General features: G+C 68.3%; 20 protein-coding genes. 14 read left to right on the top strand and 6 right to left on the bottom strand.

The window, feature by feature from the left end; all coding sequences use genetic code 11:
• Positions 1 to 127 precede the first annotated feature (127 nt).
• The 8 genes from LGN19_RS19195 to lnt all read left to right on the top strand — a co-directional run bounded on the left by LGN19_RS19195 (position 128) and on the right by lnt (position 8,488).
• A complete protein-coding gene (locus tag LGN19_RS19195) occupies positions 128 to 1,060 on the top strand; it encodes a LysR family transcriptional regulator (protein ID WP_174955562.1) in 933 nt (310 codons plus the stop codon).
• Between the two features lie 253 nt (positions 1,061 to 1,313).
• Positions 1,314 to 2,687, top strand: a complete 1,374-nt coding sequence (gene miaB, locus LGN19_RS19190; RefSeq protein WP_039360028.1) for a tRNA (N6-isopentenyl adenosine(37)-C2)-methylthiotransferase MiaB — start codon at positions 1,314 to 1,316, stop codon at positions 2,685 to 2,687.
• 31 nt (positions 2,688 to 2,718) lie between these two features.
• Complete coding sequence (locus tag LGN19_RS19185) at positions 2,719 to 3,765, top strand: PhoH family protein (protein ID WP_122946219.1); 1,047 nt, start codon at positions 2,719 to 2,721, stop codon at positions 3,763 to 3,765.
• A gap of 147 nt (positions 3,766 to 3,912) precedes the next feature.
• A complete protein-coding gene (gene ybeY, locus LGN19_RS19180) occupies positions 3,913 to 4,689 on the top strand; it encodes an rRNA maturation RNase YbeY (protein ID WP_226216601.1) in 777 nt (258 codons plus the stop codon).
• A 12-nt stretch (positions 4,690 to 4,701) separates the two neighbouring features.
• A complete protein-coding gene (locus LGN19_RS19175) occupies positions 4,702 to 5,334 on the top strand; it encodes a gamma-glutamylcyclotransferase (RefSeq protein ID WP_122946221.1) in 633 nt (210 codons plus the stop codon).
• Between the two features lie 70 nt (positions 5,335 to 5,404).
• Complete coding sequence (locus LGN19_RS19170; protein ID WP_164462623.1) at positions 5,405 to 5,554, top strand: hypothetical protein; 150 nt, start codon at positions 5,405 to 5,407, stop codon at positions 5,552 to 5,554.
• Positions 5,555 to 5,859: 305 nt separating this feature from the next.
• The gene (locus LGN19_RS19165; protein WP_122946222.1) at positions 5,860 to 6,747 is read left to right on the top strand and encodes an HlyC/CorC family transporter; all 888 of its coding nucleotides are present in this window, start codon (positions 5,860 to 5,862) and stop codon (positions 6,745 to 6,747) included.
• A 52-nt stretch (positions 6,748 to 6,799) separates the two neighbouring features.
• A complete protein-coding gene (lnt, locus tag LGN19_RS19160) occupies positions 6,800 to 8,488 on the top strand; it encodes an apolipoprotein N-acyltransferase (RefSeq protein WP_226216599.1) in 1,689 nt (562 codons plus the stop codon).
• Positions 8,489 to 8,630: 142 nt separating this feature from the next.
• Here lnt and LGN19_RS19155 read toward each other — a convergent pair whose 3' ends face one another.
• Complete coding sequence (locus tag LGN19_RS19155; protein WP_226216597.1) at positions 8,631 to 10,331, bottom strand: hypothetical protein; 1,701 nt, start codon at positions 10,329 to 10,331, stop codon at positions 8,631 to 8,633.
• Between the two features lie 320 nt (positions 10,332 to 10,651).
• On the opposite strand from LGN19_RS19155, the gene glyQ reads away from it, so the two are divergent.
• The 5 genes from glyQ to LGN19_RS19130 are packed head-to-tail and all read left to right on the top strand — an operon-like array spanning position 10,652 to position 16,094.
• The gene (glyQ, locus tag LGN19_RS19150) at positions 10,652 to 11,656 is read left to right on the top strand and encodes a glycine--tRNA ligase subunit alpha (RefSeq protein WP_175221648.1); all 1,005 of its coding nucleotides are present in this window, start codon (positions 10,652 to 10,654) and stop codon (positions 11,654 to 11,656) included.
• 22 nt (positions 11,657 to 11,678) lie between these two features.
• Entirely contained in the window at positions 11,679 to 13,778 is a 2,100-nt protein-coding gene (glyS, locus tag LGN19_RS19145; RefSeq protein WP_226216595.1) for a glycine--tRNA ligase subunit beta, read from the top strand.
• Positions 13,779 to 13,788: 10 nt separating this feature from the next.
• Complete coding sequence (gene gmhB / locus LGN19_RS19140) at positions 13,789 to 14,352, top strand: D-glycero-beta-D-manno-heptose 1,7-bisphosphate 7-phosphatase (RefSeq protein WP_226216593.1); 564 nt, start codon at positions 13,789 to 13,791, stop codon at positions 14,350 to 14,352.
• A gap of 43 nt (positions 14,353 to 14,395) precedes the next feature.
• Positions 14,396 to 15,160, top strand: a complete 765-nt coding sequence (locus LGN19_RS19135) for a lysophospholipid acyltransferase family protein (RefSeq protein ID WP_122946226.1) — start codon at positions 14,396 to 14,398, stop codon at positions 15,158 to 15,160.
• Between the two features lie 46 nt (positions 15,161 to 15,206).
• Positions 15,207 to 16,094 carry a M48 family metallopeptidase gene (locus LGN19_RS19130; protein ID WP_226216591.1) on the top strand — a complete coding sequence of 296 codons (888 nt, stop codon included), beginning with the start codon at positions 15,207 to 15,209 and terminating at the stop codon, positions 16,092 to 16,094.
• A gap of 108 nt (positions 16,095 to 16,202) precedes the next feature.
• Here LGN19_RS19130 and gloA read toward each other — a convergent pair whose 3' ends face one another.
• Positions 16,203 to 16,592, bottom strand: a complete 390-nt coding sequence (gene gloA / locus LGN19_RS19125) for a lactoylglutathione lyase (RefSeq protein ID WP_174955567.1) — start codon at positions 16,590 to 16,592, stop codon at positions 16,203 to 16,205.
• Positions 16,593 to 16,991: 399 nt separating this feature from the next.
• Here gloA and LGN19_RS19120 point away from each other — a divergent pair, with 399 nt between their 5' ends.
• Positions 16,992 to 17,927 (top strand): DMT family transporter, encoded by a 936-nt coding sequence (locus LGN19_RS19120; RefSeq protein ID WP_122946228.1) that lies wholly within the window; start codon positions 16,992 to 16,994, stop codon positions 17,925 to 17,927.
• Between the two features lie 115 nt (positions 17,928 to 18,042).
• On the opposite strand, the gene rsmA is transcribed toward LGN19_RS19120, so the two are convergent.
• The 4 genes from rsmA to LGN19_RS19100 are packed head-to-tail and all read right to left on the bottom strand — an operon-like array spanning position 18,043 to position 23,688.
• Complete coding sequence (rsmA, locus tag LGN19_RS19115) at positions 18,043 to 18,870, bottom strand: 16S rRNA (adenine(1518)-N(6)/adenine(1519)-N(6))-dimethyltransferase RsmA (RefSeq protein ID WP_174955571.1); 828 nt, start codon at positions 18,868 to 18,870, stop codon at positions 18,043 to 18,045.
• 46 nt (positions 18,871 to 18,916) lie between these two features.
• Positions 18,917 to 19,906 carry a 4-hydroxythreonine-4-phosphate dehydrogenase PdxA gene (pdxA, locus tag LGN19_RS19110; RefSeq protein ID WP_226216589.1) on the bottom strand — a complete coding sequence of 330 codons (990 nt, stop codon included), beginning with the start codon at positions 19,904 to 19,906 and terminating at the stop codon, positions 18,917 to 18,919.
• An 11-nt stretch (positions 19,907 to 19,917) separates the two neighbouring features.
• Positions 19,918 to 21,276, bottom strand: coding sequence for a peptidylprolyl isomerase (locus tag LGN19_RS19105; protein WP_122946231.1), 1,359 nt, complete (start codon positions 21,274 to 21,276; stop codon positions 19,918 to 19,920).
• Positions 21,277 to 21,327: 51 nt separating this feature from the next.
• Positions 21,328 to 23,688 (bottom strand): LPS-assembly protein LptD, encoded by a 2,361-nt coding sequence (locus LGN19_RS19100; protein WP_226216588.1) that lies wholly within the window; start codon positions 23,686 to 23,688, stop codon positions 21,328 to 21,330.
• Between the last annotated feature and the right edge of the window lie 81 nt (positions 23,689 to 23,769).

The following is a 23,769-nucleotide window of genomic DNA, read 5'->3' as shown; positions in this document are numbered from 1 at the left end:
CGGTGCGGCGCCCGGTCGGTGCCGCACCGCACAAAAATGCGGGGTGTGCGCGCATTGTCCCGAATACGCCTATATTTGATAATTGGCGTGGCATTTGAATCATTTTCAAAAATTTCTGGAAAATCCGATGGATCGACTGGGCGATATCCGGCTGTTCGTCGAGGCGGCCGACCTGGGCAGCCTGTCGGCGGCCGGGCGCAAGCTGAACCTCACGCCGGCCGCCGCCAGCGCGCGCCTCGCGAAGCTCGAGGCGAAGGTCGCGACGCGCCTGTTCGAGCGCTCGACGCGCCAGCTGCGGCTCACCGACGAGGGCCGGCTGTACCTGAACTGCTGCCGGCAGGCGCTGCAGGCACTCGACGACGCGGACGCCATGCTGCAGGAAGGCCGCAACGTGGTCGGCGGCAAGGTGCGGCTGTCGTCGACGACCGACTTCGGCCGCAACCAGCTGCTCGACTGGCTCGACGAATTCACCCGGCTGCACCCCGACGTCAGGTTCTCGCTGACGGCGTCCGATTCCGCGTCGAACCTGTGGCAGGACGAGATCGACCTCGCGATCCGCTTCGCCGCGCCGCCCGACGGCGCGCTGATCGCGCGCCGGCTCGCCGCGAACCGGCGCGTGCTGTGCGCGGCACCGTCGTTCGTCGAGCGGCACGGCATGCCGGCCGATCCACACGATCTGGCCCGCTTTCCATGCAACGTGATCACGATCGCGTCGGGGCCGATGAACACCTGGCGCTTCACGCGCGGCGACGAGACACAGACCCACACGGTGCCGCTGTCGACCGCGTTCGAGACCAACGACGGCGGCCTCACCCGCGAATGGACGCTGCGCGGCCACGGGATCGCGCTGAAATCGTTGTGGGACATCGCCGACGACGTGCGTGCGGGCCGGCTGCGCGTGCTGCTGCCCGACTGGCGGCACCAGGATGCGCCGCTGCACGCGATCCATCACAGCAAGCGCTACATGGCACCGCGCGTGCGCGTGCTGCTCGACTTCCTCACCGAACGCTTCGCACGCGAGGAAGCCGCGCTCGAGGACTTGCTGAACGCTTGCCGCTGACGGCCGGCGCGCGCCCCGATCAGGGTCGGAACGCGACACATGCCGTCGCGCGGCCGCAACCCGCCGGGCGCTCCCGACAGCATGAAAAGCTATAATGGAAAGCTTTCCCGACGGCTTTTCATGCGCGTGCACGCGAGATGCGTGCAAGGCGGCACGCCCGCCCCTGCGCGGCGCGGCATGCGCCAGGCAAGGCCGTCCCGATTCACCCTATAGACGACGCCCCCAGGTCAACCACTGCGAACGGCGAACCCCCATGACCAAGAAAGTTTACGTAAAGACCTTCGGCTGCCAGATGAACGAGTACGACTCGGACAAGATGGTGGACGTGCTGAATGCGGCCGAAGGCCTCGAAAAGACCGATACGCCGGAAGACGCGGACATCATCCTGTTCAACACCTGCTCGGTGCGTGAAAAGGCGCAGGAGAAGGTGTTCTCCGATCTCGGCCGCGTGCGCGAGCTGAAAGAAGCGAAACCGGGCCTGCTGATCGGCGTCGGCGGCTGCGTCGCGAGCCAAGAAGGCGCGTCGATCGTGTCGCGCGCACCGTACGTCGACCTCGTGTTCGGCCCGCAAACCCTGCACCGCCTGCCGCAGATGATCGACGCGCGTCGCGAGAGCGGCCGCGCGCAGGTCGACATCTCGTTCCCCGAGATCGAGAAGTTTGATCACCTGCCGCCCGCACGCGTCGAAGGCCCGAGCGCGTTCGTGTCGATCATGGAAGGCTGCTCGAAGTACTGCAGCTACTGCGTGGTGCCGTACACGCGCGGCGATGAAGTGTCGCGCCCGCTCGACGACGTGCTGACCGAAGTGGCCGGCCTCGCCGACCAGGGCGTGCGCGAAGTCACGCTGCTCGGCCAGAACGTGAACGCGTATCGCGGCGCACTGGCGGCCGGCTCGTCGGAGATCGCCGATTTCGCGACGCTGATCGAATACGTCGCCGACATCCCCGGCATCGAGCGGATCCGCTACACGACGTCGCACCCGAAGGAATTCACGCAGCGCCTGATCGACACCTACGCGAAGGTGCCGAAGCTCGTGAGCCACCTGCACCTGCCCGTCCAGCACGGCTCCGACCGCATCCTGATGGCGATGAAGCGCGGCTACACGGTGCTCGAATACAAGTCGGTGATCCGCAAGCTGCGCGCGATCCGCCCGGACCTGTCGCTGTCGACCGACATGATCGTCGGCTTCCCCGGCGAGACCGAGGACGATTTCGACAAGATGATGGCACTCGTGCACGAGATGAGCTACGACACCAGCTTCTCGTTCATCTACAGCCCGCGCCCCGGCACGCCGGCCGCGAACCTGCACGACGACACGCCGCGCGAAGTGAAGCTCAAACGCCTGCAACATCTGCAGGCGACCATCGAGGAAAACGTCGCGCGCATCAGCCAGTCGATGGTCGGGAAGGTCGAGCGGATCCTCGTCGAGGGCCCGTCGCGCAAGGACCCGAACGAACTCGCGGGCCGCACCGAGAACAACCGGGTCGTGAATTTCCCGGCACCGCTCGCATCGCACCCGCGCCTGATCGGCCAGATGATCGACGTGAAGATCAACCATGCGTATCCGCATTCGCTGCGCGGCGAGCTCGTGCTCGTCAGCGACGACGCGAGCGCGGCCACCCACTGACACTGACGCTCAACAGGAGCCCGACGCCACTTTGAAGCCGACCCAAGCACTGGAATTCGTCGCGCCGCGCGACGACAACGCGCGCCTCGCCAACCTCTGCGGCCCGCTCGACGAGAACCTGCGGCAGATCGAACAGGCGCTCGACGTCACGCTGTCGCGACGCGGCCACCGGATCGCGATCCGCGGTCGCGGCGCCAAGCTCGCGCTCGCCGCGCTCGAGAACTTCTACAACCGCGCGCGCGATGCGCTGTCGGTCGACGACATCCAGCTCGCGCTGGTCGAAGTGCGCCACACGTCCGGCAACGGCCGCCAGGACACGCTCGACGTGCGCTTCCGCGGCGACCCCGACCATCCGTTCGACGACCCCATCGTACAACTCGACGCCAGCGAGCCGGACGAGGAGCCCGCACCGAAGCTCTACACGCGGCGCGCCGACCTGCGCGGCCGCACGCCGGCACAGCGCGAATACCTGAAGCAGATCCTGTCGCACGACGTGACGCTCGGCGTCGGGCCGGCCGGCACCGGCAAGACCTACCTCGCTGTCGCGTGCGCGGTCGACGCGCTCGAGCGCGACCAGGTCAAGCGGATCGTGCTGACGCGCCCGGCCGTCGAGGCCGGCGAGCGGCTCGGTTTCCTGCCGGGCGATCTCGCGCAAAAGGTCGACCCGTACCTGCGTCCGCTGTACGACGCGCTGTACGACCTGCTCGGCTTCGACAAGACCGCGAAGATGTTCGAGCGCCAGATGATCGAGATCGCGCCGCTCGCGTACATGCGCGGCCGCACGCTGAACCACGCGTTCATCATCCTCGACGAGGCGCAGAACACGACGCCCGAGCAGATGAAGATGTTCCTCACGCGGATCGGCTTCGGCTCGAAGGCGGTCGTGACCGGCGACACGAGCCAGGTCGACCTGCCGCGCGGCCACAAGAGCGGCCTCGTCGAGGCGCAGCAGGTGCTCGGCGGCGTGCGCGGCATCGCGCTCACGCGCTTCACGAGCGCGGACGTCGTGCGCCATCCGCTCGTCGCGCGCATCGTCGAGGCGTACGACGAGTTCCACGCGCAGCACCAGGACGGCTGACCGGCCGGCGGCGCGCGCACGCCGCCCCGGCCTGACAGCCCGGCCCGGCCCGCCAGACGGCGCGCCGGGCTTTTTTTCGCCTGCGCGAATTCGGGTGCGATCGGCCGTTTGGTGTATCCTCAACGCGTCCTAATCGCCGCACGCGTCATGAAATCCTCCCGTTCCCGCAAGTCCGGGCGCGCCAAGTCCGCCGCGCCCGCCTCCCCCCGCCTTTCGCTGTTCGATTCGAAGGGCAAGGCCCGGACCGTCAACGCACAAGGGCTGCGAATCGACTTCCCGGACGGCCGCAGCCTGATGTTCGACCTGTCGGGCAGTTCGGGGGAAGCCGCCGTCGCGATCGTCGCGCAGCACAACGATCCGGCGATGCGCGCAAAGCTCGCGCTGCAGCCCGAGCACTACGACAGCGTGACGCTGCACGTGGGTGCCGAGCCCGCGCCGCGCGAAGACGACACCGAAGATGCGCTGCGCGAGCCGGAGCTCGACCTGTCCGTGCAGTACGGCGACGAAATCACGAGCGACGTGCGCAAGACGCTGCCCAAACGCAAGCTGATCGCCGAATGGCTCGAGCCGGCGCTGTTCGCCAGCGCGCAGCTCACCGTGCGCTTCGTCGGCGAAGAAGAAGGCCGCACGCTGAACGCCGGCTACCGCCACAAGGACTACCCGACCAACGTGCTGACCTTCGCGTACGACGCGGCGCCCGACGGCACCGTGATCGGCGACCTCGTGCTGTGCTGCCCGGTCGTCGAGAAGGAAGCGCACGACCAGGGCAAGCCGCTCACGGCCCACTACGCGCACCTGCTGGTGCACGGCGCGCTGCACGCGCAAGGCTACGACCACGAGACGAGCGACGAAGACGCGGCCGAAATGGAAGCGCTCGAAGTCGACATCCTCGCGAAGCTGGGCTTCCCGAACCCGTACCAGTAAGCCGTCCGCACGATGCGCAACGCCGCGACGCTCCCGCCCGCCTACCCGCCGTCGATCGGCGACGGGCGCCTGCTGACGGAAGACGAGCTCGCGGCGTCGCTCGCGCTCACGATGCGCGACTGGGACGGCCAGCAGGATCTGTGGCTGTTCGGCTATGGCTCGCTGATCTGGAACCCGGGATTGCCGACCGTCGCCGCCGTGCGCGGCAAGGTGCACGGCTATCATCGCGGGCTCTATCTGTGGTCGCGCGTGAACCGCGGCACGCCCGAGCGCCCGGGCCTCGTGCTCGCGCTCGATCGCGGCGGCTCGTGCTCGGGCATCGCGTTCCGGCTCGCCGGCCCGACCGCGCAGCCGCACCTCGAAACGTTGTGGAAGCGCGAGATGCCGATGGGTTCGTACCGGCCCGCGTGGCTGCCGTGCTCGCTCGAGAACGGCGAACGCGTGAACGCGCTCGCGTTCGTGATGCGCCGCGACGCGCCGACCTATACGGGCAAGCTGTCCGATCCCGTCGTGAAGGAAGTGTTCGGCTGCGCGGCCGGCCGCTACGGCACGACGCTCGACTACGTGAGCCGCACGGTCGACGCGCTGCGCGCGAGCGGCATCCCCGATCGCGCACTCGAAGGGTTGCTCGCGCGATGCCGGTGACACGGCACGGCGCCCGGCTTGCCGCCGCGCGCGGCCGCGCCGTGTGCGCATTCGAACGAGGGCATGCCCGATGAATCCGTCACGCTGGTCACGCTGCAAGGTCGCCGCGCTGCTCGTCGCCGCGAGCATCGCGCTGTCCGGCTGCGGAATCCTTGGCTGCGGCGGCGCCGCGACCAACGGCGCGGCCGCAGGCGGCTGTTCGGCCGGCATGCGGTTCTGAACCGCGGCCCGGCCAAACCCGCGTGCGGCAGAATGCCGCCGCAGGCCGCGTCCGCCGGGCGCTTTCCCGCGTCACGGTTCCCGGCGCCTTCCGCACCCGATTTTTTTCGCCGCTGCCCCGCGCCCTTTTCTGAGATAGGATGGAACCGAGGACGAGGTCGCGCCCGGCGCGACCGTTCCCGAGCGGGGCCCGCGCGCGCTGCCCACCCTGGCCGTGCGGCCGGTGTGACACGGTCGCGTCGTGCCCTTGGTGTATCCTTGCCTACTCCGTGACAGCGCGCTCCGGCATGACCCGGGCGCACCACCATGAACGATTCGTATCCCAGTCGTAAGCCAACCGACAAACCGCAAGAAAAGCGCTCGCTCCTCGAGCGCCTGACCGACTTCATCTCGCCCGAGCCCGAATCCCGCGCCGAGCTGCTGGAAATCCTCCAGGATGCCCACGAACGCAACCTGATCGACGCCGATTCGCTGTCGATGATCGAAGGCGTGTTCCAGGTATCCGACCTGTGCGCGCGCGACATCATGGTGCCGCGCGCGCAGATGGACGCGATCAACATCGCCGACAAGCCCGAAGATTTCATCCCGTTCGTCCTCGAGAAGGCGCACTCGCGCTACCCCGTGTACGAGGAGAACCGCGACAACGTCATTGGCGTGCTGCTCGCGAAGGATCTGCTGCGCTTCTATGCCGAAGAGGAATTCGACGTGCGCGGCATGCTGCGCCCGGCCGTGTTCATTCCCGAATCGAAGCGCCTGAACGTGCTGCTGCACGACTTCCGCGTGAACCGCAACCACCTCGCGATCGTCGTCGACGAATACGGCGGCGTCGCGGGCCTGATCACGATCGAGGACGTGCTCGAGCAGATCGTCGGCGACATCGAGGATGAATACGACTTCGACGAGGAAGCCGGCAACATCATCTCGGGGCCCGATGGCCGCTACCGCGTGCGCGCGCTCACCGAGATCGAACAGTTCAACGAGACGTTCGGCACCGATTTCCCCGACGACGAAGTCGACACGATCGGTGGGCTGATCACGCATCATTTCGGCCGCGTCCCGCATCGCGGCGAGAAGCTGCAGCTCGGCAACCTCGTGTTCGAGATCCAGCGCGGCGATGCGCGCCAGGTCCACGTACTGCTGGTGCGCCGCAACCCGCTCGCCAGCCGTCGCGCCGAAGCCTCGCACGAGGACTGACCGTCGCGCGCCAGCCGCGCGTTCCACAACCGCTCGCCCACTTCCGCTTCACATGGACGATCCGATCCTGTCCCGCCCGGCTGGCGGCCTGCTCGCGCCGACACCCGGCCGCGCGCTGCCGCGCTGGCACTACCCGGCCGCGCTGCTCGCCGGCGCGGCCAATACGCTCAGCTTCGCACCGACGCCGCATGGCGGCTGGTTGCAACTCGTCGTATTCGTCTGGTTTTTCGCGCAGCTCACGCGCACCGCGAGCTGGCGCAGCGCCGCGCTCACCGGCGGCGCGTTCGGCTTCGGCAACTTCATCAGCGGCATCTGGTGGCTCTACATCAGCATGCACGTGTACGGCGAGATGGCCGCACCGCTCGCGGGCGGCGCGCTCGTGCTGTTCTCGCTGTACCTGTCGCTGTACCCGGCGTTCTCCGCCGGGCTGTGGTCATTCTGCGCGGGCCATGCGTGGCATCGCCGCACACCCGACCCGCGGCCGTTCCTGCCGACCTGGCATGGCGCATTCGCGTTCGCGAGCGCCTGGGCGCTCGGCGAATGGCTGCGCGGCACCGTCCTCACCGGCTTCCCGTGGCTCGCCAGCGGCTATCCGCAGGTCGACGGCCCGTTCGCGGGCTTCGCGCCGGTTGCCGGCGTGTACGGGATCGCGTGGGTGCTCGCGCTGTTCGCCGCGCTCGTCGTGCAGGCGCTCGCCGCCGCCCGGCCGTCGCCGCTCGCCGAGCCCCGCGCCGGCAATGCGCGCGTGCGCATCGCCGCGCCGGCCGGCATCGCGCTCGCGCTGATCGCGGCCGGTCTCGGCCTGTCGCAGGTCACGTGGACCGTGCCCGCGAACGCGCCGCTCACCGTGCGGCTGCTGCAGGGCAACGTGAAGCAGGACATCAAGTTCGAGGAAGCGGGCATCGACGCGGCGATCAAGATGTACACGCAGATGATCATCGAGAAGCCCGCCGACCTGATCGTCACGCCCGAAACCGCGATCGCGGTAATGATCCAGGAGCTGCCCGAGCCGTTCGCCGTCGCGATCCGCAAGTTCAGCGACACGACTGGCTCGGCCGTGCTGTTCGGCGCGGTCGGCGCGTCGGTGACCGAGGACGGCCACTACGTCGACTATACGAACAGCCTGTACGGTGTGACGCCGAATTCGCGCGACATCTATCACTACGACAAGCACCACCTCGTGCCCTTCGGCGAATTCATCCCGTGGGGCTTCCGGTGGTTCGTCGACCTGATGAAGATGCCGCTCGGCGACTTCGCGCGCGGCGCGCCCGTGCAGAAGCCGTTCCTGGTGCACAACCAGCCCGTGATGGCCGACATCTGCTACGAGGACTTGTTCGGCGAGGAAATCGCCGCGACGATCCGCGACAACCCGCAGCCGCCGGGCGTGCTCGTCAACGTGACGAACCTCGCGTGGTTCGGCGACACGATCGCGCTCGACCAGCACCTGCAGATCGCGCGGATGCGCTCGCTCGAGACGGGCCGGCCGATGCTGCGCTCGACCAACACGGGGATGACCGCCGCGATCGACGCACACGGCCGCGTGCTCGGCCAGCTGAAGCCGTTCACGATCGGCTCGCTCGACGTGCGGATCGAAGGCACGAGCGGCTTCACGCCTTACGTGACGAGCGGCAACAACATCGTGCTCGCGGTGTCGCTCGTGCTGCTCGCGTTCGGCTTCACCTTCGGCCCCGGGCTGCGCCGACGCAACGGCCGGAAGAACGGCGGCGACCAGCCGGAATGACGCCACGGGCGGCCGCTGCGCAGTGCGCGGCGGCCGTCGCCGCATGCAACGTGCGGCGGCGGCCCGTGGCCGCGAACCGGTCGGCCTCTCAGCCCTCTCAGCCCTCTCAGCCCTCTCAGGCCTCTCAGGCCTCTCAGGCCTCTCAGGCCTGCCGGGCCGATTGAACCGATTGAACCGATTGAGCCGATTGAGCCGATTGAGCCGATTGAACCGATTGAACCGGCTGCGCGGCGAGACACCGCAGGTCGCGGCTCACCGCCTCCATCACCGGTTCCCACGCGCCGAACGCCGGTTGCCGGTACAGCGTCGCAGTCGGATACCACGGGCTGTCCGTGCGTTCGAGCAGCCACGGCCAGTGCGGATTCACGTCGAGCAACACCCAGGTGCGCGCGCCGAGCGCGCCCGACAGGTGCGCGACCGACGTGCAGACGGTGATCACGAGATCCAGCGCGCCGATGAACGCGGCCGTCTCGTCGAAGCTCGTCAGTTCCGCCGTGAGATCCTCGATCGCGAAGCCGGCCGCGCGCGCCGCCGCGACGTCCGCGCCCGCACCCGGCTGCAGCGAATAAAACGCGACGCCGTCGATCCCGCGGAACGCGTCGGCATAGCGTTCGAGCCCGACGCGCCGGTACGGATTGCGCTGGTGCCCGGCGCTGCCCGTCCACACGAGCCCGACCTTCAGCCGGCCGTCGCCCGCAAGCCGCGCGTGCCACGCGTCGCGCGCGGACGGATCGGCCCGCAGGTACGGCACCGACGACGCGAGCGTCGACGCTTCCATGCCGAGCATCAGCGGCAGGCCGATCAGCGGGACTTCGTAATCGAAGGCAGGCAGCACGTCGACGCCACCGCCCGTGCTGAATGCATCCGCATGCGCGCCGAGGCTGCGCTGCATCAGCGTGCCCACCAGCGGGAACGTATTCCAGACGAGCCGGCCGCCCTCGCGATGCACGCGCTCGGCGAGCGGTGCGACGAAGCGGCAGAACTGCAGCACATCGCCGAGCCCCTGCTCGCCCCACACCAGCAGCGTCTTGCCGGCCAGCGGCTCGCCCTGCCAGCGCGGGCCCGGCAGCGCCGGCCGGCGGCCGCGCAACTCGCCCGCGCCGTCCCAGCGCGCCTCGTGGCCGCGCCAGCCGGCCGCGAAGTTGCCTCGCACGAGCTGGATGATCGCCAGGTTGAAGCGGTACGACGCGTCGTCGGGCGCCAGCTCGCACGCGCGCACCGCGTAACGCTCGGCGTCGTCCCAGCGCTGCGCCTCCTTCATCGCCAGCGCGACGTTGTTCATCGCGAGCGCGTTGTCGGGCGCGAGCTCGACGAGCCGCGCGCCGCATGCGAGCGCGCCGTCCAGGTCGTGCGTCGCGAGCCGCGCGACCACGAGGTTGATCCACGCCTGCACGTCGCGCGGATCGGCGTGCACGGCTGCGTCGAGCAGCGCGATCTCCTCCGTGCGGTCGCTGCCCGACAGCCGCAGCGCGATCGCGAGGTTGTTGCGCAGCGATGGCCACCCGGCATCGAGCGCCAGCGCCGCGCGATACGGCGCCACGGCGTCCGCGTGACGGCCCGCCATCTGCAACGCGTAGCCGTGATTGAAATACGCGGCGGCACCCGGATGCATGCGCGCCGCGCATTCGGCGAGCGCGACCGCGTCGGCCGTGCGCTGCCGCGCGACGAGCGCGCCAGTGAGCTGCGCGAGCGCATCGGCGTCGACCGCATGCAGGTGCGCGGCGGCGGCGAGCCACAGATCGTGCGCGGCGCGCTCGCCGCGCGCCTGCGCATCGGTAGCCTGCCCGAGCAGCGCGAGGAAGGGCGGAAGCAGCGGAATGAGGATGTCGGTCGGTTCGTCCATGCGATCGGGATCGGCAAGCAGTGACGCGGCACGCGTCGCGCGCACCGCAATACGCGCATCTTAACGCCCGCACGAAGCCGCGCCGCACCCGCGTCGCGCATGCCGCGCGCGGCCGTCCGACGCGCGCCGGGCACGCCCGCGCAGGCCGCCCGGACGGGGCCGACGGTGCGCCCGCCCGCGTTCCGGCCGCATCCGCTCGCCGATCCGGTAAAATTACGCGTTTCAGCACACTAACAAGCCGCGCCGCCGCGCGAGCCGACCCTCCGGGCCCCGCCCGGAGCGCCGCCCGCAACGGAGCGCCAGCGCCACGAAGGCTCTTCATGCTTACGTTTCAGCAAATCATCCTGACGCTGCAGTCCTACTGGGACAAGCAGGGTTGCGCCCTGCTCCAGCCCATCGACATGGAAGTCGGCGCAGGCACGTCGCACGTCCACACGTTCCTGCGCGCGATCGGCCCCGAGCCGTGGCGCGCCGCGTACGTGCAGCCGTCGCGCCGCCCGAAGGACGGCCGCTACGGCGAGAACCCGAACCGCCTGCAGCACTACTACCAGTACCAGGTCGTGCTCAAGCCGGCGCCGGAAAACATCCTCGACCTGTACCTCGGCTCGCTCGAGGCACTCGGCTTCGACCTGCAGCAGAACGACGTGCGCTTCGTCGAGGACGACTGGGAAAACCCGACGCTCGGCGCGTGGGGCCTCGGCTGGGAAGTGTGGCTGAACGGGATGGAAGTCACGCAGTTCACGTATTTCCAGCAGGTCGGCGGCCTCGACTGCAAGCCGGTGCTCGGCGAGATCACCTACGGCCTCGAGCGCCTCGCGATGTACCTGCAGAAGGTCGAGAACGTGTATGACCTCGTGTGGACGGAGTGGGAAGAGCAAGGCCCGAACGGCCCCGAGCTGCGCCGCCTGTCGTATGGCGACGTCTACCACCAGAACGAGGTCGAGCAGTCGACCTACAACTTCGAGCACGCGAACGTCGACCTGCTGTTCACGTTCTTCAACAGCTACGAAGCGGAAGCGAAGAAGATGATCGACGCGCAGCTCGCGCTGCCCGCGTACGAACTCGTGCTGAAGGCCGGCCACACGTTCAACCTGCTCGACGCGCGCGGCGCGATCTCGGTCACCGAACGCGCGGCGTACATCGGCCGCATCCGCGCGCTGTCGCGTCTCGTCGCGCAGGCTTACTACGACTCGCGCGAGAAGCTCGGCTTCCCGATGCTCGGCAACCCGCCGGGCGTGCCCGGCCTCACCACCGACGCCCAGGACGCCGCCCAGCCGGCATGGGCGCCGCCGCTCAAGGTCGAACGCAAGATCGATCAGGACTGACGAGACGAGATTCATTCCAATCATGACGCACAATCATCCCGCCCCCCTGCTCGTCGAACTGCTGACCGAAGAGCTGCCGCCGAAGGCCCTCGCGCGCCTCGGCGACGCATTCGCCGAAGGTCTCGCGCAACGCCTCGCGGCACGCGACCTCGTCGAAGGCGAACTCGTGTTCGAACGCTACGCCACACCGCGCCGCCTCGCCGTCGTCGTGCAGAACGTGCGCGCCGTCGCCCCTGAAAAGCAGGTCCGCGAAAAGGTCCTGCCCGTGTCGGTCGCGCTCGATGCCGAAGGCAAGCCGACCGCCCCGCTCGCGAAGAAGCTCGCGGCGCTCGGCCACCCGAACCTGTCGATCGCCGATCTCGAGCGCGCACAGGACGGCAAGGCCGAAGCGTTCTTCCTCAACTATTCGGCAGCCGGCGCGACGCTCGCCGACGGCCTGCAGGCCGCGCTCGACGAAACGCTCGAGAAGCTGCCGATCCCGAAGGTGATGACCTACCAGCGCCCGGACGGCTCCGACGTGAAGTTCGTGCGCCCGGTGCATCGCCTGACGGTGCTGCACGACGATCGCATCGTGCCCGTCACCGCCTTCGGCGTCGACGCCGGCGATACCACGCTCGGCCACCGCTTCCTGTCCGACGGCCTCGTCGCGATCCAGCATGCGCGCGCGTATGCCGACACGCTGCGCGACAAGGGCCGCGTGATCGCGCACTTCGTCGATCGCCGCGAAACGATCCGCACGCAGCTGAACGAACATGCGAACGGCGATACCGTCGTGATGCCCGAGTCGCTGCTCGACGAAGTGACGTCGCTGGTCGAATGGCCGGTCGTCTACCCGTGCCGCTTCGAGGACGAATTCCTGCAGGTCCCGCAGGAATGCCTGATCCTCACGATGCAGACGAACCAGAAGTATTTCGCGCTGACCGACGTCAGTGGCAAGCTGCGCTCGCGCTTCCTGATCGTGTCGAACATCGAGACGAAAACACCGGGCGAGATCATCGAAGGCAACGAGCGCGTCGTGCGCCCGCGCCTCGCCGATGCGAAGTTCTTCTTCGAGCAGGACAAGAAGAAGCCGCTCGCCGACCGCGTGCCGCAACTCGCGAACGTCGTGTATCACAACAAGCTCGGTTCGGCGCTCGCGCGCGTCGAGCGCCTCGAAGCGCTGGCCGGCGAGATCGCACCCGCGATCGGCGCCGACGCCACGCTCGCGAAGCGCGCCGCGCGCCTCGCGAAGGCCGACCTGCTGACCGACATGGTCGGCGAGTTCCCGGAACTGCAGGGCACGATGGGCACGTACTACGCGCGCCACGACGGCGAAGCCGACGACGTCGCGCTCGCCTGCGCCGAGCACTACCAGCCGCGCTTCTCCGGCGACGCACTGCCGACCACGCCCGTGTCGACCGCGGTCGCGCTGGCCGACAAGCTCGAGACGATCGTCGGCATCTGGGGCATCGGCCTCGCGCCGACCGGCGAGAAGGATCCGTTCGCGCTGCGCCGCCACGCGCTCGGCGTGCTGCGCCTGCTGCTCGAGAAGCAGTTGCCGCTCGATCTCGTGTCGCTGCTGCGCACGGCCCACGCGCGCTTCGAAGGCGTGCCGGGCGTCGCCGAGTCGACCGATGCGATCTTCGCGTTCTTCATGGATCGCCTGCGCGGCCTGCTGCGCGAGCGCGGCTATTCGGCCGGCGAAATCGACGCGGTGCTGAGCCTGAACCCGACGCGCGTCGACGATCTCGTCGCGCGCCTCGACGCGGTGCGCGAATTCACGCGCCTCGCGGAAGCCGAAGCGCTCGCGGCCGCGAACAAGCGGATCTCGAACATCCTGAAGAAGTCGGAAGGCGGCGCGAACGGCACGGTGCAGCCGACGCTGCTCGTCGAGGCCGCCGAGAAGGCGCTGCACGAACAGCTCGCGGCCGTGACGCCGCACGTGCAGTCTCAGCTCGAGGCGCGCGCGTACACGGGCGCGCTGTCGGCGCTCGCCGCACTGCGCGCACCGGTCGACACGTTCTTCAACGACGTGATGGTCAACGCGGAAGATCCGGCGCTGCGCGCGAACCGTCTCGCACTGCTGTCCGCGCTGCACCAGCAGATGAACTGCGTCGCCGACATCTCGAAGCTCGCCGCATAAGGGCCGCACGATGCCGATCAGCCCCAACCGAAAGCTCGTCGTCCTCGACCGGGACGGCGTGATCAACGTCGATTCGGATGCGTTCATCAAGACGCCCGACGAATGGATCGCGCTGCCCGGTGCCCTCGAGGCGATCGCCCGGCTCAACCACGCGGGGTATCGCGTGGTCGTCGCGACCAACCAGTCCGGCATCGGTCGCGGGCTGTTCGACATGGCCACGCTCAACGCGATGCATCTGAAGATGCATCGCGCGGCGGCCGCGGTCGGCGCACGTATCGACGCGGTGTTCTTCTGCCCGCACACGGCCGAGGATCACTGCGACTGCCGCAAGCCGAAACCCGGCATGATGCAGATGATCGCCGAGCGCTTCGAGATCGATCCCGATCACACGCCGGTCGTCGGCGATTCGCTGCGCGACCTGCAGGCCGGCGTCGCGGTCGGCTTCCAGCCGCACCTCGTGCTTACCGGCAAGGGCAAGAAGACGCTCGCCGCCGGCAACCTGCCGCCCGGCACGAAGGTCCACGACGACTTGCGCGCGTTCGCGCTCGATTTCCTTTCACACGACCACGAGTGATGCAGCCGCCGCGCGCATCCTCCCTAACGCCAGACTTACGCCGATGCGCTTCGTCCGCTCCCTGCTGCTGCTGATCTACTTCGTCCTGTACACGGTGCCGTACGCCACCGCGTGCTTCATCGCCTTTCCGTTCATGCGCCCCGATGCGCGCTACTGGATGGCGGCCGGCTGGTGCAAGTCGACGCTGTGGGTCGTGCGCTGGCTGAACGGCATCCGCTACCGGATCGAAGGGTACGAGAACCTGCCCGACGGCCCGGCGGTGCTGCTGTCGAAGCACCAGTCCGCCTGGGAGACGCTTGCGTTTCCGGCGCTGATGCCGAGGCCGCTCTGCTACGTGTTCAAGCGCGAGCTGCTGTACGTGCCGTTCTTCGGCTGGGCGCTCGGGCTGCTGCACATGGTCAACATCAACCGCAAGGAAGGCAAGAACGCGTTCGTTTCGGTGATCCGCCAGGGCAAGAAGCGCCTGTCGGAAGGCGCATGGATGATCATGTTCCCGGAAGGCACGCGCACGCCGGTCGGCAAGCAGGGCAAGTACAAGACGGGCGGCGCGCGCTTCGCGATCGAAACCGGCGCCCCCGTCGTGCCGATCGCGCACAACGCAGGCCGGGTGTGGCCGCGCAATTCGTTCACGAAATTCCCGGGCGTCGTCACCGTGTCGATCGGCAAGCCGATCCCCAGCGAGGGGCTGACGCCCGACGCATTGAACTCGCAGGTCGAAGCATGGATCGAAGCGGAAATGCGCCGGATCGATCCGGATTCGTATCGCCAGGCGGGCAACGCCGGCGCGCGTGATGCCGCGCGTGCCTGACGCCCCCAGGTTGCAGCCGTTGCGTACGACAAAAAGAAGCGAACTGATGAAACAGCGTCCGCGGCCACGGCCTGCCGTCGTGGCCCTCGATCATCGCCAGATGGACCTGCCGCTCTTCGACGGGCCGGCCGCCGCACCGTCGGCGCCCGCCACGCCGCCGGCGCCGACCGCAGCGGCACCCGCCGCGCCCCTCGATCCGGGCCCGGCACCCGACCGCTCGCGCGTGCGGACGTTCGCACTCGACAGCCGCGTGCTCGAATACCGCCTGAAGCGCTCCGCGCGCCGCACGATCGGCTTCACGATCGACGGCAGCGGGCTGTCGATCACCGCGCCGCGCTGGGTCACGCTCGCCGACATCGAAGCCGCGATCGCCGAGAAACAACGCTGGATCTTCGCGAAGCTCGCGGAGTGGAAGACGCGCACCGAGCAGCGCGCGCTGCCGCAGATCGACTGGCGCGACGGCGCGCAACTCCCCTATCTCGGCAAGACGGTGACGATCGCGCTCGGCGCGGGCGCCGTCGCGTTCGATGCGGATGCGCTGCGGCTCTCGCTGCCGCTGCCCGTGCAGGCCGACATGCAGCAGATCAAGGATCGCGTGCAGGGCTGGCTGCAGGGCGAAGCCAAGCGGATCTTCGGGGAACGCCTCGTGGTCTATGCGGAGAAGCTCGGCGTCACATATTCGATGTACGCGCTGTCGTCGGCCGCGACGCGCTGGGGGAGCTGCTCGAGCGACGGCAAGATCCGCCTGAACTGGCGGCTGATCCATTTCCCGATGTCGATCATCGACTATGTCGTCGCGCACGAGCTGTCGCACCTGCGCGAGATGAACCACAGCCCGGCCTTCTGGCAGACCGTCGAATCGATCTTCCCCGAGTTCCGCGAAGCGCGGCACACGCTCAAGCATCACCCGCCCGAGTTGCTGCCGTCGCTTTGACGCGCACGGCTTCGCCGCCAACGAAAAAGGGCGATGCGGGTTACCCCGCACCGCCCTTTTTTGCGGCTGCGGCGCACATCGCACGCCGCAGCCCGGTTCATCCGGCGCTCAGTGCGCCTTCTTCTGGATGAACTCGATCTTGTAGCCGTCCGGATCCTCGACGAACGCGATCACGGTCGTGCCGTGCTTCATCGGGCCCGCTTCGCGCGTGACCTTGCCGCCTTGCGCCTTGATCTTGTCGCAGGCCGCGTAAGCGTCGTCGACTTCCAGCGCCAGATGGCCGAAACCCGTGCCGAGGTCGTAGGACGGCGTGTCCCAGTTGTGGGTCAGTTCGATCACCGTGTTGTTGCTTTCATCGCCGTAGCCGACGAATGCGAGCGTGAACTTGCCTTCCGGATAGTCGTCGCGGCGCAGCACCTTCATGCCGAGCAACTCGGTGTAGAACTTGATCGAGCGGTCGAGATCGCCGACTCGCAGCATCGTATGCAGCAATCGCATGGGTTGTACTCCTGTGGGGACTTTCCAGAACCGGGAACTCTACCAGAGTCGGGTGAACTTCGCCGGGGGCGCCTAGCCGGGGGCGCCTAGCCGGGGGCGCCCAGCCAGGCGCGCCTAGCCGCGAGTGCCAGGCCGGCGCGCGGCCGAGACGGCCCATCGATCCCGACCGGCGCGAGCACAACGGCGAAAAACAGCACGATCCGGCTCGCCCGGCTACCGCGCCGATCGGGTAACATCCTTCCACCTCGCACCAAAATCGGGCATGCGATCCACCGCCCGAACGCGACCACCCACACTTCCCTACCTCCACACTGCCGTGCGAAACCGCCGATTCGAGCGCGCCGGATGCGCCGCCCTCCCGATCTCGCAGCCGCCGTCCCGAACCGGTGAGGCTCGCCGATGACCACGCTCGCCGCTGCCCCCGTGCGCCGCGCCCTAGACACGCGCGCCGTCGGCCTGATGCTGCTGCTATGCGCGATCTGGGGCTTCCAGCAGGTTGCGATCAAGAGTACGAACGCCGCGATCGCACCGATGTTCCAGGCCGGGCTGCGCTCGGTGATCGCGGCGGTGCTGCTATGGGGCTGGGCCCGCTCGCGCGGTACTCCGCTGTTCCAGGCCGACGGCACGTTCGGCCCAGGTCTTGCGGCCGGTGCGTTGTTCGCCGGCGAATTCATCTGCGTGTTCTTCGGGCTGACGCTGACGAGCGCGTCGCACATGGCGATCTTCCTTTACACGGCGCCGTGCTTCACCGCGCTCGGCCTGCACCTGTTCGCACCCGGCGAGCGGCTGCAGCGCACGCAGTGGGCCGGCGTCGGCCTCGCCTTCGCCGGCATCGCGCTCGCGTTCGCGGACGGCTTCCTGAAGCCGCGCGCACCCGGTGCATCCGTGCTGGCCGGGCTCGCCGGCGACGCGCTCGGGATACTCGGCGGTGCGATGTGGGCCGCGACGACGGTCGTCGTGCGCTCGACGACGCTCGCGCGGGCGAGCGCGAGCAAGACGCTGTTCTATCAGCTTGCGGTGTCGGCGGTCGTGCTGGTCGCGCTGGCCGCACTGTTCGGCCAGGTGTCGTTCGCACGCGTCACGCCGATCGCGATGGTGAGCCTCGCGTACCAGTCGGTGATCGTCGCGTTCGTCAGCTACCTGTCGTGGTTCTGGCTGCTGACGCGCTACAGCGCGTCGCGGCTGTCCGTCTTCACGTTCCTGTCGCCGCTGTTCGGCGTCGCGTTCGGCGTGCTGCTGCTTGGCGAATCGGTCGGCTGGCGCTTCATGTCCGCGGCCGCGCTCGTGCTGACCGGCATCGCACTCGTCAACGCGCCGCCGCGCAGGCGGGCATGACCACCCTGCGCAACACGCGCGCGCCCACGCCATAAAAAAGGCTGCCCCGCAGGGCAGCCTTTTTCGCACATCCGGGCCGGCTCGCGTAACCGGCCTTAACCCGCCTCAACCGGCCTCAACCGGCCTTGCGCACCGCCGCGAGCGCCTGCGCGACGCCGACATATTCGGCCACGCTCACGTCCTCCGCGCGACGCGCGAGATCGAAGCCGAGCGCGTCGAAATCGATCGTCTCGCGATAGTCGCCGAGCGTATTGCGCAGCATCTTGCGGCGCTGCGAGAACGCGGCGGTGACGACTTCGCCGAGCAGCACGGGATCGACGTCCGGCAGTTCGTGCGGCTCGTACGGAATCATCCGGACGATCGCCGAATCGACCTTCGGCGGCGGCTGGAACGATTCCGGCGGCACGTCGAGCATCTTCTCCATCACGTAGCGGTACTGCAGCATCACCGACAGACGCGAAAACGCCTTCGTGCCCGGCTCCGCGACCATCCGCTCGACGACTTCGTTCTGCAGCATGAAATGCTGGTCGATGACCGCATCGGCGAACGTCATCAGGTGAAACAGCAGCGGGCTGGAAATGTTGTACGGCAGGTTGCCGACGATCCGCAGCGACGGCTTGTCGCCGGGCGCCGCGAGCGACCGGAAGTCGAACGCAAGCGCGTCGCCCGCGTGCAGTTCGAGCAGCGGGCCGAAGCGTTGCTGCAGGCGCCCGATCAGGTCGCGGTCGAGCTCGACCGCATGCAGCGGCGACTCGGGCGTCGCGAGGCGCGCGATCAGCGGCTCGGTCAGCGCGCCGAGCCCGGGGCCGATCTCGACCATGCGCTGGCCGCGCGCAGGGCCGATCGTCGAGACGATCGAATCGATCACGCCGTGATCGACGAGGAAGTTCTGCCCGAAGCGCTTGCGCGCGAAATGGCCTTGGTGCTGTCTGCTGTTCGACATCGACTGAGTAAAACGAAAAATACGACGAAAGAGGTAAAGCCGGGCGTCAGGCCGTGCGGCGATGGCGCGCCATCGTGACGGCCGTGTCGAGCGCGGCGATCATGCTGCCCGGATCCGCGCGGCCCGTGCCGGCCAGATCGAGTGCCGTGCCGTGATCGACCGACGTGCGGATGATCGGCAGCCCGAGCGTCACGTTGATGCCCTCGCCGAACGTCGCATACTTCAGCACGGGCAGACCCTGGTCATGGAACATCGCGAGCACGCAATCGGCGTCGGCGAGATGGCGTGGCTGGAACAGCGTGTCGGCCGGATACGGGCCGCGCGCGTCGATGCCCTGCGTGTTCGCGCGGGCCAGCGCCGGCGCGATCACGTCGATCTCCTCGCGGCCGAGATAACCGTTCTCGCCCGCGTGCGGGTTCAGGCCCGTCACGAGGATGCGCGGCGCGGCCAGACCGAAGTCGCGCCGCAGGTCGCGATCGATGATCGCGAGCGTCTCGACGAGCCCGTCGACCGTCAAGGCGGCCGACACGTCCTTCAGCGGCAGGTGCGTGGTCGCGAGCGCGACGCGCAGCGGCTTGTGGCCGGTACCGGCCAGCATCATCACGACACGCGGCGTATGCGTGCGCTCCGCCAGGTATTCGGTATGGCCGGTGAACGGCACGCCCGCATCGTTGATCGTGCTCTTCTGCAGCGGCGCGGTGACGATCGCGTCGTACCGGCCTGCCAGCGCGCCGTCGATCGCCGCGTCGAGCAACCCGAGCACGTACGGACCGTTCGCCGCGTCCAGCTTGCCCGCCTGCACGGGCACGGCGAGCGCATGATGCGCGACCGACACCGGCCCGCCACCGGCCAGCGTGGCCCGGTCGGCACCGACGGCCGCCGCACGCGCATCGAGCAGCGCCGCATCGCCGAGCACGGTGAAATGCGCATCGGGCCAGCGCTGCGCGGCATCACGCAGCGCCTGCACGGTCAGCTCCGGGCCGACCCCCGCAGGTTCGCCGGTCGTGATTGCGATCTGCAACGCGGGCGTGGTCATCTGATGCTCGCTCAGTTCGCCGGACCGGCGCCGCCGAACTTGTACTGCACGTACGACGAATCGCGCAGCTCGCGCAGCCAGTCGGCATACGCCTGTTCGGCCTTGCGCTGGCCGATCGCCTGACGCGCGATGTCCATCTGCTGCTGCACCGAGCCTTCCGCCTCGCGGCGGTTCAGCACCTGGATCAGGTGATAGCCGTACTCGGTACGAATCGGCTGGCTGATCTGGCCGTCCTGCAGGTTGTTCATCGCGCGCTCGAATTCCGGCACGGTCTCGCCCGGGCTGATCCAGCCGAGATCGCCGCCCTGCGACGCCGAGCCGTCCTGCGAGTAGGTGCGCGCGAACTTCGCGAAATCGCCGCCGGCCTCGACCTGGTTGCGGATGTCGGCCAGCTGCTGGCGCGCCTGGCCTTCCGACTTGCCTTCGCCCACGCGCAACAGGATGTGGCGCACGTGCGTCTGCACGATCTTCGGTGCCGCGGCGGACGCACCCTGACTCTGGCGACGATCGACGAGACGCACGATCTCGAAGCCGTCCGGCACGCGGATCAGCGTCGGGTTGACCTGGCCCGGGCGCAGCTTCGATGCGGCGTCGACGACCTCGGCCGGCAGCGCGCTCGGCGACTTGAAGCCGAGGTCGCCGCCCTTCTTCGCGTCGTTCGCTTCCGAATTGTTCTTCGCGAGCTTTTCGAAATCGGCGCCCGACTTCGCCTCCTGCAGCAACGCATCGGCCTTCTTCTGCGCGACTTCGATGTCGGCCTGCGGCGCGTTGGTCGGCGCCTTGATGAAGATGTGCTGGAAGCGCAGATCCTGCTGCTGCGACGCGTTCGGCCCGCGCTGGCTCGCGATGTAGTTCGCGACCTCGGCGTCCGAGACGGTGATCTTGCCGTCGACCTCGCGCTCGCGCAGCTTCGACAGCATCAGTTCGGTACGCGCGTCGCTCGTGAAGATGCTCCAGGGCACGCCTTGCGCCTCGAGACGCGAGCGGTACTGGTCGAGCGTCATGCCGTTCGCCTGCGCGAGACGCTGCAGCGTGGACTGCACGGTCGCGTCGTCGATGCGGATCCCGTCGTCCTTCGCCTTCTGCACCTGGATACGCTCGAGCACCATCTGGTTCAGCACCTGCGCACGCAGCTGGTCGACCGGCGGCACCGGCGCATTCTGCTGCTGCAGCCGGCGCGCGATCAGGCCGGCACGCTGGTCGAGTTCGCGGCCCGTGATCACGTCGTTGTTGACGACCGCGACGACTTCGTCGGCGAGCTGCGCACCTTGCGAACCGAGCGCCTGCGCCGCGGCCGGCGCGGCGGCGAGCAGCGCGGCGGCCGCAGCGAGGCTGGACACGACTGCCGCGAAACGAAGGGTTTTCTTCATTGCCACTGGAACTCCATTGAAATCGTGCTGACCGGTGCAGACAAGCCGGCGTTACTCGTAGTTGCTGAAGCGGGACATCGGTGGCGGCGGCGGCGGCAGCGGCGTGTAGCCCGGCACCCCGGCGCGGAACGCGGACACGAGGCCGTTGTCGACCGTCGACAGGCCCTTGAGTGTCAGCTGCATCATGACTCGCGTCGACGAATTCTGCTGTCCCGACGAATTGATACCGTTCGCAGCCCGTTGCACCCCGACCCCAAGCGCCCAGCAATCCGCGTCGTATTGTAAGCCGACCAGACCGTCGACCACGCGATCGCCGGCGATGTCGTAGTTGAAGCGGCCGATCGCATACAGGCGGCGCGTGAGCGGCCACTGCGCGGACACCAGGAACTGGTTGATCGGCTGGTTGTCGAGCGTGGTGTTCGATCGCGTATAGCGATAGCCGACGTTGATCACGCGGCGCTCGCCCGGGCTGTAGCCGAACCCGACACTCGACTTCACGAGCTGGTTGTTGTTCTGGTTGTACTGGAACGCCGTCTCCGACATGAAGCCCGAGCCGAGCTTCAGCGCGGCGCCGACGATCAGGTCCGAGTGGCGTGCCTGCGCGGCGGACTGCCCCGAATTCAGCGTGACGCGCTGATCGGCGAAGTAGTACTGCTGCGCGATCACGAAGCGCGCGCGCTCGTCGCCGGTGCGCGGATCGATGAAGCGCGACGTCAGGCCGGCCGTGATCCGGTTCGCATCGGCGATCCGGTCGTTGCCGACGAACGTGTTCGGCTGGTAGATCTCCGCGAGGCCGAAGTCCGATTCCGCGGTGTCGAACAACGGCGCGTTCGACTGGTCGCGATACGGCGTGTACACGTAGTACAGGCGCGGCTCGAGAGTCTGGATGAAGTCCTGGCCGAACAGGCGCACCGAGCGGTCGAAGATCAGCCCCGTATCGAAGCTCACGGTCGGGATCGACTCGGTGAAGCGCTTCGGGCTGTTCGGCGTAGTCGACGACAGGTAGTTCAGGTCGTACGACGCGAAGTGGTACTGGACCTTCGGCACGACGAAGTAGCCGGGGCCGTACACGCCATACGAGATGTACGGATTGAAGACGATCCGGTCGCCTTCGGTCGCATCGCCCGTCGTGATGCGGAACCGCGAATAGTCGGCTTCCGCGCCGAAGTCGAAGCCGCCGACGTTGTACTTCGTGTACTTCACGTTCAACTGCGGCTCGCGGCTGTAAGGCGCGATCGACGGCGGCAGCGTCTGCCAGTGCTGGTAGCGCGCGAGCACCGACCACGGGCCGTTGTTGTACGTGAGGCCCGCTTCCTGCTGGTACAGCGTCTGCGTCCCGTTGACGAACTGGTTCGTCGACCCGAGGTCTTCGGGATACGTGTTGTCCGAGACCTTGTTGTAGTAGACGTAGCCGCCGAAACCGCCGCCGAAGTTCTGCTGGTGCTGCCAGTAGATCGCGTAGCGGTTGCGGTGCGCGAGCCGGTCGTCCGGCAGGTAATTGGCCGTAAACGTGCCCGAATACGACGGCGACAGGTAGCGGAACGTCGCCTCGGCCATCACGCCGCGCCGCGAGATGATGCGCGGCGTGAGTGTCAGGTCGCGGTTCGGCGCGATGTTGAAGTAGTACGGCAGCGACAGCTCGAAGCCGTTGTTCGAGCTCATCGAGAACGTCGGCGGCAGCAGGCCGCTGCGCCGCTCGCCCGACAACGGGAACGTCATCCACGGGCTCGCGAAGATCGGCACGCCCTGGAAGAACAGCACGCCGTTGCGCGCGGTGCCTTCGTCTGCGCCCGTATCGAAGTCGAAGCGGCTGCCCTTGATGTACCACGCGGGGTTCGTCGAGCACTGGCACGCGGTGTAGGTGCCGTTGACGAACACCGAGCGCTCGTTGTCGACCATGTCGACGCGCTCCGCGCTGCCCGAGCCGCCCGTCATGTTGAAGTGATACTTCGGCGCCGTCATGAAGCCCTGGTTCGCCTCGATCTTCAGGTGCGCCTCGGGGCCTGCGAACGACGTACTGCCATTGACCACCTTGACCTGGCCGTACGCATCGGCCATGTCGGTATCCTGATCGTAGTGGATCGCGTCGGCCTTCACGACGGCGTCGCCGCGCCGCAGCTCGGCCGAACCCTTCGCGGCGAGATCCTGCTCGGCCGTCCCGTTCGTGTGGTCGGCGATCACGAAGGCGGCCGGCTTGGCGCCGTTCTTCAGCGGATGATCCTCGAGCTGGGGCGCGAGACGCAGATCCCACGGCGAGTCGAGCGACTGCGGCTGCGCGGCCGCGCCCGACAGCTGCGCGTACGACACGGCCGGCACGAGGCCGGGCACGGCCAGGAGCGCGAGCGCGAGCCGCCGTTTGCGCGGCGCCCCGTCACCGGGGAAAACATTCGGGAATAGCGGTTTGGGCGGCATCTATCGTTTGGCGAATCGCCCCTTGTCAACCGCGCCGTCGCGGCACATTCGCGCGCGGCGGGCCGCACCGTCGCACCGCGA

Source organism: Burkholderia sp. AU30198 (genome assembly GCF_020419825.1).
Taxonomy (GTDB): domain Bacteria; phylum Pseudomonadota; class Gammaproteobacteria; order Burkholderiales; family Burkholderiaceae; genus Burkholderia.
Note: the sequence above shows the minus strand (reverse complement) of the source record. Positions and strands in the feature narration are given on the sequence as shown.

Excerpts from the sequence above, each read along its gene's own strand:
- LGN19_RS19195 (WP_174955562.1), top strand. The coding sequence starts at position 128 with ATGGATCGACTGGGCGATATCCGGCTGTTCGTCGAGGCGGCCGACCTG.
- miaB (WP_039360028.1), top strand. The coding sequence starts at position 1,314 with ATGACCAAGAAAGTTTACGTAAAGACCTTCGGCTGCCAGATGAACGAG.
- ybeY (WP_226216601.1), top strand. The coding sequence starts at position 3,913 with ATGAAATCCTCCCGTTCCCGCAAGTCCGGGCGCGCCAAGTCCGCCGCG.
- LGN19_RS19175 (WP_122946221.1), top strand. The coding sequence starts at position 4,702 with ATGCGCAACGCCGCGACGCTCCCGCCCGCCTACCCGCCGTCGATCGGC.
- LGN19_RS19170 (WP_164462623.1), top strand. The coding sequence starts at position 5,405 with ATGAATCCGTCACGCTGGTCACGCTGCAAGGTCGCCGCGCTGCTCGTC.
- LGN19_RS19165 (WP_122946222.1), top strand. The coding sequence starts at position 5,860 with ATGAACGATTCGTATCCCAGTCGTAAGCCAACCGACAAACCGCAAGAA.
- lnt (WP_226216599.1), top strand. The coding sequence starts at position 6,800 with ATGGACGATCCGATCCTGTCCCGCCCGGCTGGCGGCCTGCTCGCGCCG.
- LGN19_RS19155 (WP_226216597.1), bottom strand. The coding sequence starts at position 10,331 with ATGGACGAACCGACCGACATCCTCATTCCGCTGCTTCCGCCCTTCCTC.
- glyQ (WP_175221648.1), top strand. The coding sequence starts at position 10,652 with ATGCTTACGTTTCAGCAAATCATCCTGACGCTGCAGTCCTACTGGGAC.
- glyS (WP_226216595.1), top strand. The coding sequence starts at position 11,679 with ATGACGCACAATCATCCCGCCCCCCTGCTCGTCGAACTGCTGACCGAA.
- gmhB (WP_226216593.1), top strand. The coding sequence starts at position 13,789 with ATGCCGATCAGCCCCAACCGAAAGCTCGTCGTCCTCGACCGGGACGGC.
- LGN19_RS19135 (WP_122946226.1), top strand. The coding sequence starts at position 14,396 with ATGCGCTTCGTCCGCTCCCTGCTGCTGCTGATCTACTTCGTCCTGTAC.
- LGN19_RS19130 (WP_226216591.1), top strand. The coding sequence starts at position 15,207 with ATGAAACAGCGTCCGCGGCCACGGCCTGCCGTCGTGGCCCTCGATCAT.
- gloA (WP_174955567.1), bottom strand. The coding sequence starts at position 16,592 with ATGCGATTGCTGCATACGATGCTGCGAGTCGGCGATCTCGACCGCTCG.
- LGN19_RS19120 (WP_122946228.1), top strand. The coding sequence starts at position 16,992 with ATGACCACGCTCGCCGCTGCCCCCGTGCGCCGCGCCCTAGACACGCGC.
- rsmA (WP_174955571.1), bottom strand. The coding sequence starts at position 18,870 with ATGTCGAACAGCAGACAGCACCAAGGCCATTTCGCGCGCAAGCGCTTC.
- pdxA (WP_226216589.1), bottom strand. The coding sequence starts at position 19,906 with ATGACCACGCCCGCGTTGCAGATCGCAATCACGACCGGCGAACCTGCG.
- LGN19_RS19105 (WP_122946231.1), bottom strand. The coding sequence starts at position 21,276 with ATGAAGAAAACCCTTCGTTTCGCGGCAGTCGTGTCCAGCCTCGCTGCG.
- LGN19_RS19100 (WP_226216588.1), bottom strand. The coding sequence starts at position 23,688 with ATGCCGCCCAAACCGCTATTCCCGAATGTTTTCCCCGGTGACGGGGCG.